General features: G+C 69.1%; 13 protein-coding genes. 6 read left to right on the plus strand and 7 right to left on the minus strand.

All coding sequences use genetic code 11. From position 1 onward, the window contains the following. Nucleotides 1-210: 210 nt before the first annotated feature. Nucleotides 211-606, minus strand: coding sequence for a superoxide dismutase, Ni (gene sodN, locus ACIOKD_RS06775; RefSeq protein ID WP_005480378.1), 396 nt, complete (start codon nucleotides 604-606; stop codon nucleotides 211-213). Between the two features lie 144 nt (nucleotides 607-750). Between sodN and sodX the strand changes: the two genes are divergently transcribed. Next, the gene (gene sodX / locus ACIOKD_RS06780) at nucleotides 751-1,185 is read left to right on the plus strand and encodes a nickel-type superoxide dismutase maturation protease (protein ID WP_402079111.1); all 435 of its coding nucleotides are present in this window, start codon (nucleotides 751-753) and stop codon (nucleotides 1,183-1,185) included. Here the strand turns inward: sodX and ACIOKD_RS06785 are convergent. Continuing rightward, entirely contained in the window at nucleotides 1,089-1,718 is a 630-nt protein-coding gene (locus ACIOKD_RS06785; protein ID WP_402079114.1) for a CGNR zinc finger domain-containing protein, read from the minus strand. The genes sodX and ACIOKD_RS06785 overlap by 97 nt on opposite strands. Before the next feature lie 98 nt (nucleotides 1,719-1,816). Between ACIOKD_RS06785 and ACIOKD_RS06790 the strand changes: the two genes are divergently transcribed. After that, the gene (locus ACIOKD_RS06790; protein ID WP_402079117.1) at nucleotides 1,817-2,575 is read left to right on the plus strand and encodes a class I SAM-dependent methyltransferase; all 759 of its coding nucleotides are present in this window, start codon (nucleotides 1,817-1,819) and stop codon (nucleotides 2,573-2,575) included. Nucleotides 2,576-2,861: 286 nt separating this feature from the next. Here the strand turns inward: ACIOKD_RS06790 and ACIOKD_RS06795 are convergent, their stop codons facing one another. From ACIOKD_RS06795 to ACIOKD_RS06805, 3 genes are read right to left on the minus strand one after another with little or no spacing between them, the layout of a single operon-like run. Then, entirely contained in the window at nucleotides 2,862-3,671 is an 810-nt protein-coding gene (locus ACIOKD_RS06795; protein ID WP_402079120.1) for an amino acid ABC transporter ATP-binding protein, read from the minus strand. Continuing rightward, nucleotides 3,668-4,612, minus strand: coding sequence for an amino acid ABC transporter permease (locus tag ACIOKD_RS06800; RefSeq protein ID WP_402079123.1), 945 nt, complete (start codon nucleotides 4,610-4,612; stop codon nucleotides 3,668-3,670). Before ACIOKD_RS06800 ends, ACIOKD_RS06795 begins: the two co-directional genes overlap by 4 nt. Before the next feature lie 33 nt (nucleotides 4,613-4,645). Further along, complete coding sequence (locus ACIOKD_RS06805) at nucleotides 4,646-5,608, minus strand: ABC transporter substrate-binding protein (RefSeq protein WP_402079126.1); 963 nt, start codon at nucleotides 5,606-5,608, stop codon at nucleotides 4,646-4,648. A gap of 659 nt (nucleotides 5,609-6,267) precedes the next feature. Between ACIOKD_RS06805 and ACIOKD_RS06810 the strand changes: the two genes are divergently transcribed. The 4 genes from ACIOKD_RS06810 to ACIOKD_RS06825 all read left to right on the plus strand — a co-directional run bounded on the left by ACIOKD_RS06810 (nucleotide 6,268) and on the right by ACIOKD_RS06825 (nucleotide 9,804). Then, nucleotides 6,268-7,491, plus strand: a complete 1,224-nt coding sequence (locus tag ACIOKD_RS06810; RefSeq protein ID WP_402079128.1) for an NADP-dependent malic enzyme — start codon at nucleotides 6,268-6,270, stop codon at nucleotides 7,489-7,491. Nucleotides 7,492-7,883: 392 nt separating this feature from the next. Beyond that, nucleotides 7,884-8,849, plus strand: coding sequence for a zinc-binding dehydrogenase (locus ACIOKD_RS06815; RefSeq protein ID WP_402079131.1), 966 nt, complete (start codon nucleotides 7,884-7,886; stop codon nucleotides 8,847-8,849). A gap of 125 nt (nucleotides 8,850-8,974) precedes the next feature. After that, the gene (locus tag ACIOKD_RS06820) at nucleotides 8,975-9,184 is read left to right on the plus strand and encodes a helix-turn-helix domain-containing protein (protein WP_010984411.1); all 210 of its coding nucleotides are present in this window, start codon (nucleotides 8,975-8,977) and stop codon (nucleotides 9,182-9,184) included. Next, entirely contained in the window at nucleotides 9,184-9,804 is a 621-nt protein-coding gene (locus tag ACIOKD_RS06825; protein ID WP_402079134.1) for a Clp protease N-terminal domain-containing protein, read from the plus strand. Before ACIOKD_RS06820 ends, ACIOKD_RS06825 begins: the two co-directional genes overlap by 1 nt. Nucleotides 9,805-9,845: 41 nt before the next feature. Here the strand turns inward: ACIOKD_RS06825 and ACIOKD_RS06830 are convergent, their stop codons facing one another. Next, nucleotides 9,846-10,931, minus strand: coding sequence for a helix-turn-helix transcriptional regulator (locus ACIOKD_RS06830; protein ID WP_402079137.1), 1,086 nt, complete (start codon nucleotides 10,929-10,931; stop codon nucleotides 9,846-9,848). 1 nt (nucleotide 10,932) lies between these two features. Next, nucleotides 10,933-11,967, minus strand: coding sequence for a DUF4097 family beta strand repeat-containing protein (locus ACIOKD_RS06835; RefSeq protein ID WP_402079140.1), 1,035 nt, complete (start codon nucleotides 11,965-11,967; stop codon nucleotides 10,933-10,935). Nucleotides 11,968-12,517: the final 550 nt, after the last annotated feature.

Consider the following 12,517-nt stretch of genomic DNA (forward strand, 5'->3'; position numbering starts at 1 on the left):
CAAGTGTGCTCAACCGGAGTTCCGCCTGTCCGAGTTGCGGCAGGAATGGCGTGTCGGTAGAGGCCGCGTGGCGAGGGGCCGACGGCGGCGGCAGGGAAAACGACCGCACCCGGACCGCGACGGTCGCCGTGTTCGGCGGCCTGCGGACCGGGTGCGGTCAGGAAGGCGCTGCGATCGAAGCGATCGCAGGTCAGAGAGCGTGACGCGAGGTCAGGCCTTCTTCGTCTCCCAGAAGATCTTGTCGATCTGGGCGATGTAGTCGAGAGCCTTCTGGCCCGTCGCCGGGTCGGTCGAGGCCTTCGCGGCCGAGAGGGCCTTGAGAGCGTCGTTGACCAGCTGGTGCAGCTCCGGGTACTTCTCGAAGTGCGGGGGCTTGAAGTAGTCGCTCCACAGCACCGAGACGTGATGCTTGGCGAGCTCGGCGCGCTGTTCCTTGATGACGGTGGCGCGGGCCTGGAAGTGCGGGTCGTCGTTGGCGGCCATCTTGTCCTGGACGGCCTTCACCGACTCCGCCTCGATGCGGGCCTGGGCGGGGTCGTACACACCACAGGGCAGGTCGCAGTGTGCGCTGACCTTGACCTTGGGGGCAAACAGGCGGGAAAGCATTGAGCTGTCCTTCCTCGTGATCGTCTTCTCAGGTGGGACATTACTCCGTGAGGGACGGGTTTTCGCGAGTGCCCCCATGGGCTTAGGACAAAAGTCCGGGGTCAGACTGGTACTCGTGGAGGATAGGACCGGGGAGGTGCCGGGATGCCGGAGCTGTCGCAGGAGACCGAGCGCGGGAGGGGCGTCCTGCCGTTCGGGGCCGCCGAGGTGATGGGGCCGTCCATGGCGCCCACGCTGCTTCACGGGGATCAACTCGTCGTGCAGTACGGGGCCAGGGTCAGGCCCGGTGACGTCGTCGTCCTGCGCCATCCGTTCCAGCAGGACCTGCTGGTCGTGAAACGCGCGGCCGAGCGGCGCGAAGGCGGCTGGTGGGTGCTCGGCGACAACTCGTTCGCCGGCGGGGACAGCAGGGACTACGGAACCGTGCCCGAGGAACTGGTCCTCGGGAAGGTGCGGTTCCGTTACCGGCCGCCGGAGAAGGGTCAGCGCTCGCCGTTCGCGGTGGCGCGCTGGGTGTGGTCCGCCGCCCGACCGGTGCTCTCCGGCCGGTCCGCCTCCAGGCGCTTCCGGGCGCGGTAGGCGGCGACGTTCGCCCGGGTCGCGCAGCGGTCCGAGCAGTAGCGCCGGGAGCGGTTCGTCGAGGTGTCGAGGTAGGCGTTGCGGCACGGCGGCGCCTCGCACAGACCCAGGCGGTCCACGCCGTACTCGGTGAGGTGGAAGGCCAGGCCCATCGCGGCGATCGCGGCGTAACCGGCGGTCGCGTTCGACGGGTGGTCCGCCAGGTGCATGTGCCACAGCGGGCGGCCGTTGTCGTCCCGGAAGTCGTGGCCCGAGATCTGCGGGCTGACCGGGAACTCAAGCAGCAGCGAGTTCAGCAGGTCCACGGCGAGCGTCTCGTCGCCGCCGTCGGCCGCCTCGAAGACCGCGCGCAGCCGGGCCCGTACGCCGCGGAAGCGGGTCACGTCCGAGTCGTTGGCGCGGCGGGCCGCCGACGAGTTGCCCGCGAAGAGGTCGCGGACGGCCTCGACCGAGGTGAGCGTGTCCTTGCCCCGGGCCGGCTCCTCGCTGTTGACGAGACGGACGGCGTAATCCGAGTAATAGGCCAGTTCCACTTGTAGTCCTTACGAGGGCGCTCTATGGTCGTGATGCGGGCACGTAATGGCTAATGGTGCTTCCAGGGTATTACATCCTGGAGGGGAAAGAGGCTTTCATGACGACCACCCTCGGGTCCGGCTGGCAGGCGTGGCAGGAGAGCTGGGACCGGCAGCAGGAGTGGTACCTCCCGGACCGCGAGGAGCGGTTCCGGGTCATGCTCGACATGGTCGAGGCGCTGGTGGGCCCCGAGCCACGGGTCCTGGACCTCGCGTGCGGTACGGGAAGTATCACGGCCAGGCTCCTCGAAAGGTTCCCGAAGGCGGTCAGTACCGGTGTCGATCTCGATCCGGCGCTCCTGACCATCGCCGAGGGCACTTTCGCGGGCGACGACCGGGTCGCGTTCGTCACGGCGGACCTCAAGGACCCCGAGTGGGTCTCGCTGCTGCCGTACGAGTCGTACGACGCCGTCCTCACGGCGACCGCGCTCCACTGGCTGCACAGTGAGCCGTTGGCGGTTCTGTACGGGCAGGTCGCCGGGGTCGTCCGGGAGGGCGGCGTGTTCATGAACGCGGACCACATGGTCGATGGGACGACACCGCTGATCAATGCGGCGGATCGGGCGCAGCGGCATGCGCGCATGGACGAGGCCAGGGCGGCCGGTGTTCTCGACTGGGCCCAGTGGTGGCAACTGGCCGCAGCGGATCCCGTTCTTGCCGGGCCCACGGCTCGGCGCTTCGAGATCTACGGGGAGCATGCTGATGGTGACACTCCGTCTGCGGAGTGGCACGCGCGCGCCCTTCGGGAAGCGGGCTTCGCCGAAGCGCGGGCGGTCTGGCGTTCGCCGTCGGACGCGCTGGTCCTGGCCGTCCGGTAGCCGACTTTCCTCGCCCCCGCCGCCCCTACCCTCCCCCAGCCTCGACTTCGCTCGACCGGGGGGACCCCCATCGTCACTGCATGGGGGCTGCGCCCCCTCGCCCCCGCTATCGCGCTGCGCGCTCGTCCTCAAACGCCGGACGGGCTGAAAAGCCATCGGCCGGGCTGGAAGGCAGGGGCGTAGCCCGCGGGCGAGGAACAACCCGGTGGTGGTACGCGGAGGGGCGGTACGGAATCCGTACCGCCCCTCCGCGTACCACCACACACCCTCCGCGACCGCCGGACGGCTACAGCACCTTCGACAAGAACGACTGCGTCCGTTCGTGCTGCGGGTTCGTCAGGACCTCTCGCGGGTGCCCGGACTCGACCACCACACCCTCGTCCATGAAGACCAGCGAATCGCCGACCTCCCGGGCGAAGCCCATCTCGTGGGTGACGACGACCATCGTCATGCCCGACTCCGCGAGGTCGCGCATGACGTCGAGGACGTCACCGACGAGCTCCGGGTCGAGCGCCGACGTCGGCTCGTCGAACAGCATCAGCTTCGGTTCCATCGCGAGGGCCCGGGCGATCGCGACCCGCTGCTGCTGGCCACCGGAGAGCTGCGAGGGATAGTTGCCCGCCTTGTCGGCCAGACCGACCCGCTCCAGGAGCTGACCCGCACGCTCGCGCGCCTGGGCCCTGCTCACGCCCTTGACCTGGACCGGCGCCTCCATGACGTTCTCCAGCGCCGTCATGTGCGGGAACAGGTTGAACCGCTGGAACACCATCCCGATGTCCCGCCGTTTCAGCGCGACCTCGCTGTCCTTGAGCTCGTACAGCTTGTCGCCCTTCTGGCGGTAGCCGACCAGCTGCCCGTCGACGTACAGCCGCCCGGCGTTCACCTTCTCCAGATGGTTGATGCACCGCAGGAACGTCGACTTGCCCGAGCCGGACGGGCCGATCAGGCAGAAGACCTCGCTGGGCCGCACTTCGAGGTCGATGCCCTTGAGGACCTCGACCGGGCCGAAGGACTTGTGGACGCCCTCGGCCTTCACCATCGCCGTGCCGGAGCCCGCACCGGTCACGTTCTTGGTCACGTTCGCGTCGGCGCTCATGCGCTGGCTCCTCCGCCCGAGCGGTTGGACAGGGACAGCATGTTCGCCTTGATCTTCTGGAACGGGGTGGCCGGCAGCGCACGGCTCGAACCGCGGGCGTAGTACCGCTCGACGTAGTACTGCCCGACGCTGAGCACCGAGGTCAGGACCAGGTACCAGGCGGCGGCCAGGAAGTACATCTCCACCGGCGCGCCCGACGACTGGCCGATGTCCTGCGCGTACCGGAACAGTTCGGCGAACTGGACCACCGACACCAGCGAGGTCGTCTTCAGCATGTTGATGACCTCGTTGCCCGTGGGGGGCACGATCACGCGCATCGCCTGCGGGATCACGATCCGCCGCAGGGTCTTGCCGTGGCTCATGCCCAGGGCGTGCGAGGCCTCGGTCTGGCCCTCGTCGACCGAGAGCAGACCCGCGCGGCAGATCTCCGCCATGTACGCGGCCTCGTTCAGACCGAGCCCGAGGAGCGCCGTCAGCAGCGGCGTCATGAAGCTCGACCAGTAGTCCTTGTAGATCGGACCGAGGTTGATGTACTGGAAGACCAGGCCCAGGTTGAACCAGACCACGAGCTGGACCAGGACCGGGGTGCCACGGAAGAACCAGATGTAGAACCAGGCGATCGACGAGGTCACCGGGTTCTTCGACAGCCGCATCACCGCGAGGAGGATGCCGCCCGCGATGCCGATCACCATCGACAGCACGGTGAGCAGCATCGTCTGGCCGACGCCCTTGAGGATCCGGTCGTCGAAGAAGTAGTCCGGTACGGCACCCCAGTTGATCTTGCCCTGGGCGAACGCGTAGATGATCGAGACGAAGATCGCGATCGCGATGACGGCGGAGACGTACCGCCCGTAGTGGCGGACCGGGATGGCCTTGATGGCCTCCGGGCCGCCCGGGGGAGTGTCCTCGGGACCGGCCGTCTTGTCGATGTCAACAGTCACGGATGTTGCCTTTCAGCGCCGCTGGTTACGCGGTCACTTGCCGCCGTTGAGGGTGGCTTCCTTCACGGCGCCGGCCTCGACGCCCCACTTCGCGATGATCTTGCCGTACTCGCCGTTCTCGATGACCGCGTCGAGCGCGGCCTGCAGGGCGTCCCGCAGCTCGGTGTTCGACTTCGCGACCGCGATGCCGTACGGGGCGGCCTCGACCTGCTCCCCGACGACCTCGAAGTCCTTGCCGCCGCCCGAGGTCTTCGCCGCGTACGCCGCGACCGGGAAGTCCGAGGAACCGGCGTCGGCACCACCGGCGCGCAGCCGGGTCTGGGCCTGCTGGTCGTTGTCGAAGGCCTCGATCGAGAGCTTCTTGCCGGCCGGACACTTCTTCGCCTGGGCCTTGGCGAGGTCGTTGGAGACCGTGTTGCGCTGCACCACGACCTTCTTGCCGCACAGGTCGTCCCAGGTCTTGATCGACTGGTCCGAGCCCTGCTTGGTGTAGATCGAGACGCCCGCGGTGAAGTAGTCGATGAAGTCGACGCCCTCGCCGACCTTCTTGCCGGTCTCGGCGTCGACACCCTCCTGGCGGTCCTTGGTGTCCGTCATCGCCGACATCGCGATGTCGTACCGCTTGGAGCGCAGGCCGGTGAGCAGCGTGTCGAACGTGCCGTTCTCGAACTCGAACTTCACGCCGAGCTGCTTGCCCATGGCGTCGGCGAGATCGGGGTCGATGCCCACCGTCTTGCCGGAGTCGTCCTTGAACTCGACCGGCGCGTACGCGATGTCCGAGCCGACCTTGATGACGCCCTTGTCGCGGACGGCCTTGGGCAGCTTGTCGGCCAGCGGGGCCGCGCTGGAGTCGGCGGTGTCGGAACTGCCGCTGTCCTTGTCCTTGGTCTGGTCACCGCAGCCGGTGAGCAGCAGGGCGCCTGCGACCGCGATCGCACCGACCGCGGCTATCCGGGACTGCGCGGCGGTCGTACGACGGGTGGAGCGTGCGGTCATGGTGGGTTCCTCCGGCGGGTGGGTGGAGTTGCCGATGGGTCGGCAGTAGCCGATGGGTCGACGAGAACACACACCTTCGGGTGTCGCGACCTCGTGTGATTAGGGCATCTTGCCATTCGGACTCGTCCCTTCAGGGTGCCCGCCATGTCAAAATCGGATAACGGGTGACCCCCTGACCGGACCGAAGCGGTCCGGCTCGACCGGATCTTGTGCGGAAAACCCCCGCGAGGGCCGGAGGATCTCCGGTGGAACCCGCTGTGCGAGCGGCCACTTCCGCGCACTTGCGACATCAGGACGCCTATCGGTGGATTATTCGCGAAGTGGGCTTGTTCGATGTATTCGGTCATGAGTCATGTCACCGGTATGTGACCTTCGCGCTCCGGTATACGGGTCCGGGCTCCGTGATGTGCGGGTCCCGGCCCTCCGGCGCGCGAGCTTCGGCCGCCCGCGTGTGACCTTCGCTCTATGGACTCGTCCGCGGTGCGGTCCGTCCGGTAAGAAGGTTCCTTACACCCCTCATCCGGGGCTCAGGGCGCGTGTGCGGCGCGCCCGTCGCGCATGTTCCGCACTTAACAGTCATCAGGGACATGCGCGGTGCCCGCCCGCTCCTCACCAGGAGCGGCAACCCTCAACCATGAAGACTTAAGGGGTAAAACAAAGTGGCAGCGGAGATCGTCAATCCTCGCAGCGACAGCAGTACGGATCAGGACGGCGGGGCCGAGCCCTTCGATTCCTTCGACCCGGCGTTCGCGCTGCACCGTGGCGGGAAGATGGCCGTGCAGGCCACCGTGCCCGTCCGTGACAAGGACGACCTGTCCCTCGCGTACACGCCCGGCGTCGCGAAGGTCTGCATGGCCATCGCGGAGCAGCCGGAACTCGTCCACGACTACACGTGGAAGTCGTCCGTGGTCGCCGTGGTGACGGACGGGACCGCCGTGCTCGGTCTCGGTGACATCGGGCCCGAGGCCTCGCTCCCCGTCATGGAGGGCAAGGCGATCCTGTTCAAGCAGTTCGGCGGGGTCGACGCCGTGCCGATCGCGCTGGACTGCACGGGCGTCGACGAGATCGTCGAGACCGTCGTGCGGCTCGCGCCGTCCTTCGGCGGAGTGAACCTGGAGGACATCTCGGCACCCAGGTGCTTCGAGATCGAGCGCCGGCTGCAGGAACGGCTGGACATCCCCGTCTTCCACGACGACCAGCACGGTACGGCCGTCGTGACGCTGGCGGCCCTGCGGAACGCGGCGCGGCTGACCGGGCGCTCGCTCGGCCAGCTGCGTGCCGTGATCTCGGGCGCCGGCGCGGCCGGGGTGGCCATCGCCAAGTTCTTGCTGGAGGCGGGGCTCGGGGATGTCGCCGTCGCGGACCGCAAGGGGATCGTGTCGGTCGACCGGGACGATCTGACGCCGGTCAAGCGGGATCTCGCGGTCATGACCAACAAGGCGGGTCTTTCCGGCTCGCTGGAGGCCGCGCTCGCCGGGGCCGACGTCTTCATCGGCGTCTCCGGCGGTACGGTGCCGGAGGCGGCCGTGGCCTCCATGGCCGAGGGCGCTTTCGTGTTCGCCATGGCGAACCCGAATCCCGAGGTGCATCCCGATGTCGCCCACAAGTACGCGGCGGTCGTCGCCACCGGGCGGTCGGACTATCCGAACCAGATCAACAACGTGCTGGCGTTCCCCGGGATCTTCGCGGGGGCGCTGCAGGTGCGGGCCTCCCGGATCACCGAGGGGATGAAGATCGCTGCGGCCGAGGCGTTGGCTGCGGTCGTCGGGGACGACCTGGCCGCGGACTATGTGATTCCGTCGCCGTTCGACGAGCGGGTCGCTCCGGCGGTCACGGCGGCGGTTGCCGCGGCGGCGCGGGCGGAGGGTGTGGCTCGGCGGTAGCGGTCGTCTCTTTCTGGTCAGCGGCCGGCGGTCAGCGGCCAGTGGTTGGTGGCCACTGGCCACCGGCTGCTGGCGTGTGCCCGAAGTTTTTTCTGTGGTTCGGCTGGGCGGGTGGCCGAGGGTCCGTCCGGCGGGTAAGCGGGCGCGGGCGCGGGCGCCGGTGGGGGTTGCTCGCGCCGTTCCCCGCGCCCCTGGACGAAGCGGGGCTGCGCCCCGGCTTGTGCCTTTGGGGGCGCGGGGAACGGCGCGGCCAGCCATGACGGCGGGAAAGCCGGTGCATTCAGGGGCGCGGGGAACGGCGCGATCTTTTGGGGTGAGGGCCCGCCCGTGGGGGACGCGTGTCACAGGTGGGACCGGTTCCGTCGGACGCACCCGCCGCCTAGGGTCGGCACATGTTCGCTGCCTACGCCGCCCGTATCGACCGCGACCAGCCCTTGAACGGCCTTGAGTCGGGTGACCGCCCCGCTCCCGGGGCCCGCCCCGGCTGGACGACCGTGAACGTCAAGGCCGCCTCCCTGAACCATCACGACCTCTGGTCGCTGCGCGGGGTCGGCCTCGCCGAGGACAAGCTGCCGATGATCCTCGGGTGCGATGCCGCGGGGATCGACGAGGACGGCAACGAGGTCGTCCTGCACTCCGTCATCGGGCAGACGGGCCACGGGGTCGGCCCGAAGGAGCCACGCTCCATCCTCACCGAGCGCTACCAGGGAACCTTCGCGGAACAGGTCTCGGTCCCCACCTGGAACGTCCTGCCCAAGCCCGCCGAGCTCTCCTTCGAAGAGGCCGCCTGCCTGCCCACCGCCTGGCTGACGGCGTACCGCATGCTCTTCACCAACGCGGGGGTACGACCCGGCGACTCGGTTCTCGTCCAGGGAGCCGGCGGCGGTGTCGCCACGGCCGCGATCGCGCTCGGCAAGGCCGCGGGGCTGCGGGTCTTCGCCACCAGCCGGGACGAGGCGAAGCGCAAGCGCGCCCTGGAACTCGGCGCCGTCGAAGCCGTGGAGCCCGGCGCCCGGCTGCCGCACCGCGTGGACGCCGTCATCGAGACCGTCGGCGCCGCCACCTGGTCCCACTCGGTCAAGTCCCTGAAGCCGGGCGGCACCCTGGTCATCTCGGGTGCCACGAGCGGTGACCGGCCCCCGCACGCCGAGCTGACCCGCATCTTCTTCCTCGAACTCAAGGTCGTCGGCTCCACGATGGGCACGAAGGACGAGCTGGAGGATCTGCTGTCCTTCTGCGCCGCCACCGGCGTCCGCCCCGTCATCGACGAGGTCCTCCCGCTGGACCGTGCCCGCGAGGGCTTCGAGCGGATGGAGTCCGGCGAACTCTTCGGCAAGGTCGTGCTGACCACCTCCTGACACCTCCACCTCCTGAAACCCTCCACCTCCTGACACCCCCTGGCTTCTGACCCCCTGGTTTCTGCTACTCCCTGGATCGTCAACCAGCGTTGACAATGACTTTGGTGTCAATCTAAGTTGACGTCATGACCGAAGCAACGGATCTCGCCGAGCGCGCGGGCGACCGCGATCCGCGGATCGGGCTGCGGGCCGTCTCCGCGTTGCGGCGGCTCCTGGAGCAGCTCGAAGCGGTGCAGGTGCGCAGTGCGCGCAATCAGGGTTGGTCGTGGCAGGAGATCGCCGCGGAACTGGGTGTCAGCAGGCAGGCTGTGCACAAGAAGTACGGGAGGCAGTGATGTTCGAACGGTTCACCAAGGACGCCCGCGCGGTGGTCCTTGGCGCGGTCGGCCATGCCGAGCGCCTGGACGCGGAGACGGTCGAGGAACAGCACCTGCTGCTGGCGCTCCTCGACCGCGAGGCCAGCCGTGCGTCGTTCGCCCTGACGTCGCTGGGGCTCGGAGGACGAAGGGAGTCCGTCCAGCGCGCTCTGGCCGAGGCGCGCCGTCGCGGCGGGCTCTCCCGCGCCGACACCGACGCCCTCTCGGGGATGGGCATCGACGTCTCGGCGATCGTCTCCCGTGTCGAGGAGGCCCACGGAGAGGGCGCCTTGGAGGCCGCCCACGGGAACGTGAAGGGGGTTGGGAAGGGCGACGGCAACGACAGTGGGCGTGGCAAGGGGTGGTGGGCCGGCTTCGTCGGTCAGCGGCGCCCCTTCGCCCGAGGTGCCAAGGACGTCCTCACCGAGTCCCTGCGCATGGCCCTCGCCGAGCAGGACCGGCACATCGGCGACGAGCATCTCCTTCTCGCCCTCGCCGCCCGACGCGGCGTCCCGTCGGAGGTCCTGGCCGACCACGGCGTGACCTACGTGGCGCTGCGGCGCGTGCTGTACGGCGGGGGAGAGGCGAAGGCGGGCTGAGAGGGTGAGGCGGCCCGCTCCTGGACCGCCTCACCCGTCGGTCAGCCCTTGGGCGTCCGCAGCACCGCACCTATGTGCGCCGCCGCCGATGACAGGTGCCGGCGGGCATCGCGCAGTTGTTGCTCCGTCACCCCGTGATCGCGGGCCGCGTCGCGGATGTCGTCGCGGAAGCGGTCCAGCAGGCGGTCCAGGTCCCGGGCGGGATCGCCCGTGGAGTCCTCATGGGCCCAGGAGGGCTCATAACCGGCGGGGAAGTCCTCAGGAGTGTCCGTGTAGTCGGGCTTCCTCGTCTCCGTCCCGGCGCCCGTCCCTGCGCCCGTCCCGGACCTGCCGAAGCCGAAGTCCTTTCCGAACTCCTTGCCGAAGTCCTTGCCGAAATCGCCGAACTCCTTGGCGAGCTCGGTGAGGCCCTCCCGGACACCTGTCGGCCAGTCGCCCCGGGTGAAGTGGTCCTGCACCTGGTCCTGGACGCGCTTGGCGATGCGCTGGAGCTCCTCCTGCGCCTGCGCCCGGACCCGCTCCTGAGCCTCCTTCGCCTGGTGCCGGGTCCGCTGGGCCTCCTCGCGGGCCCGCCGGCTCTCGTCCTTGGCGCGCCGGGCCTGCTCCTTCCACTCCTGCTTGACGCGACGCATCTCCTCCTTGGCGACGCGCCAGGCTTCCTTGTCCCCGAGGTCCGTGAAGTCGCCGCCCGCGCCCTCGTGCTCGCCGTGCGCCTTGGCGCCGGCTCCTGTGGAACCCCGCCGCGCCTCGCTCGCCGCAGCCCGCATCTCGCGGCGCAGATCCCCCGCGGCGCCGCGCACGTCGGCACGGATCTCCGCGGCCAGCTCGGCGACCGATTCACGGATCTCCAGCTCCAGGTCGGCCAGTTCGCCGCTGCGGTCGGCCAGCTCGGCACGGCCGGCGTCCGTGATCGCGTACACCTTCCGGCCGCCCTCGGTGGTGTGGGTGACCAGGCCCTCGGCCTCCAGCTTGGCCAGCCGGGGGTAGACGGTGCCGGCCGACGGCGCGTACAGCCCCTGGAAGCGCTCCTCCAGGAGGCGGATCACTTCGTAACCGTGGCGTGGTGCCTCGTCGAGCAGCTTGAGCAGGTAGAGCCGCAGGCGGCCATGGGCAAAGACGGGAGCCATGTCAGAGCCCCTTCTGGTGGGTCGGGCCGTCGGGTGATCCGTCGGTGGCGTCGGTGCCGGTGGCGGCGTCGGCGGCTGGGTGTTGCGCGGGGGTGGAGAGGGTGGCTGACGCGGGCGTCCCGGAGGTGGGTCCGGTTCCGGACGGGTCAGGAGCCGTGTCCTGCGAGCCATCTTCCCCGACGTCGGCCTTCTTCTCGAAATCCACTTCCTCGTCCCACGGTTCGTCCTCCGCCGGGGGCCTGCGCAACAGTGCGATCGAACCGGAGACGGTGGTCGCCTTCAGGCGGCCGTTCCCCGCGCCGAGCCTGCCGGTGATCTTCTTGGCGCCCCACTGGCCGTTGATCCGCAGGTCCTCGAAGGCGCTGGAGACCGTGCCGCTCGCCGAGTCCACCTGGATCTCCGCGTCCGCCGGATGCGGCAGACGGACGGCGATCTCCCCCGAGATGCTGGTCAGGCGAATGTCACTGGACCGGCCCGCCGGGTCCAGGTCGACGATCACGGAGCCACTGACCGAGTCGACCCGCACGGAAGGGCTGGAGCCCTCGATGACGGTCAGGTCGCCGGAGACGGAGTTGAGCCGGAGGTCGCCGGTGAGGGCCTGGACCTCCACGTTCCCCGACACCGTGTCCGCGCGGACCGGGCCCGAGAGGCCCACGAGTGTGGTGTCGCCTGAGATGCCCTTCACCACCGCCCGGCCGTCGATGCCGGAGACCACGGCGGTGGCGCCGACCACGCCCACCTCGACGCGTGTGCGGGCGGGTACGGCCAGGGAGACCAGCGCGCTGCGGCGCCAGCCCTTGGGGTCGAGCCACTTGAGGAAGCCCTTCCAGGGCAGGTCCTCGTACGCGACCGTGAGTGTGCCGTTCTTGTGGGTGACTATCAGGGGCGGTCCCTCTATCGAGGAGACTTCGAGGCGGGCGGGGCCCTCGTCGATCCCTACGACGTTCACCGTGCCGTTGGCGATGCGCACGTGGAGAGCCGTCACCGGTTCGTCGAATGTGAGCTTCCTTGGCTCTGCGACGGACCACTCGGACATGGTGCTGACCTCCTCGGCCGGGGCGTGGCGCATGACGCGCCATATCGCGTCTTCTGATAGACACGATATATCGCGGGTTGGGGAAGTCAAGGTGCTCGTTCTGGTGAGCTGTGGGCGTTAATGGCGTCAAATGTGGATAATTTGCCCTCGGGGGCTCGTCGGGGGGCGTGGTGCCGGTAGTTGCGATTGCTGCTGCCGCCTCGTGGCGGGGGCGTCTCGGCATGGAGCGGCCGGGTGTTTTTCGCCCCCGCCGCCCCTACCCGTTCCCGTCACTGATCGAGGGCTCCGCCCCCAGGCCCCCGTTTTCGCGCTTCGCGCTCGTCCTCTAGCGCCGGACGGGCTGGAAGTGTCGCTTGGCGCTCGTCCTCTAGCGCCGGACGGGCTGGAAGTGTCGCTTGGCGCTCGTCCTCAAGCGCCGGACGGGCTGGAGTGGCTGCAGTGGCTGTAAGGGTTGGGGGGGGTGCCTCTATGTCCTTCGTCAAGGCACCCCTGTCGGGTTTGGGGTGATTCAGGCTTGCTGGGGTCATGCGGCGAGTTCAACGTCCGCAGG

The organism is Streptomyces sp. NPDC087844 (genome assembly GCF_044742785.1).
GTDB lineage: Bacteria > Actinomycetota > Actinomycetes > Streptomycetales > Streptomycetaceae > Streptomyces.

Excerpts from the sequence above, each read along its gene's own strand:
- ACIOKD_RS06795 (WP_402079120.1), bottom strand. The coding sequence starts at position 3,671 with ATGAGCGCCGACGCGAACGTGACCAAGAACGTGACCGGTGCGGGCTCC.
- sodX (WP_402079111.1), top strand. The coding sequence starts at position 751 with ATGCCGGAGCTGTCGCAGGAGACCGAGCGCGGGAGGGGCGTCCTGCCG.
- ACIOKD_RS06830 (WP_402079137.1), bottom strand. The coding sequence starts at position 10,931 with ATGGCTCCCGTCTTTGCCCATGGCCGCCTGCGGCTCTACCTGCTCAAG.
- ACIOKD_RS06825 (WP_402079134.1), top strand. The coding sequence starts at position 9,184 with ATGTTCGAACGGTTCACCAAGGACGCCCGCGCGGTGGTCCTTGGCGCG.
- ACIOKD_RS06835 (WP_402079140.1), bottom strand. The coding sequence starts at position 11,967 with ATGTCCGAGTGGTCCGTCGCAGAGCCAAGGAAGCTCACATTCGACGAA.
- ACIOKD_RS06820 (WP_010984411.1), top strand. The coding sequence starts at position 8,975 with ATGACCGAAGCAACGGATCTCGCCGAGCGCGCGGGCGACCGCGATCCG.
- ACIOKD_RS06815 (WP_402079131.1), top strand. The coding sequence starts at position 7,884 with ATGTTCGCTGCCTACGCCGCCCGTATCGACCGCGACCAGCCCTTGAAC.
- ACIOKD_RS06790 (WP_402079117.1), top strand. The coding sequence starts at position 1,817 with ATGACGACCACCCTCGGGTCCGGCTGGCAGGCGTGGCAGGAGAGCTGG.
- sodN (WP_005480378.1), bottom strand. The coding sequence starts at position 606 with ATGCTTTCCCGCCTGTTTGCCCCCAAGGTCAAGGTCAGCGCACACTGC.
- ACIOKD_RS06805 (WP_402079126.1), bottom strand. The coding sequence starts at position 5,608 with ATGACCGCACGCTCCACCCGTCGTACGACCGCCGCGCAGTCCCGGATA.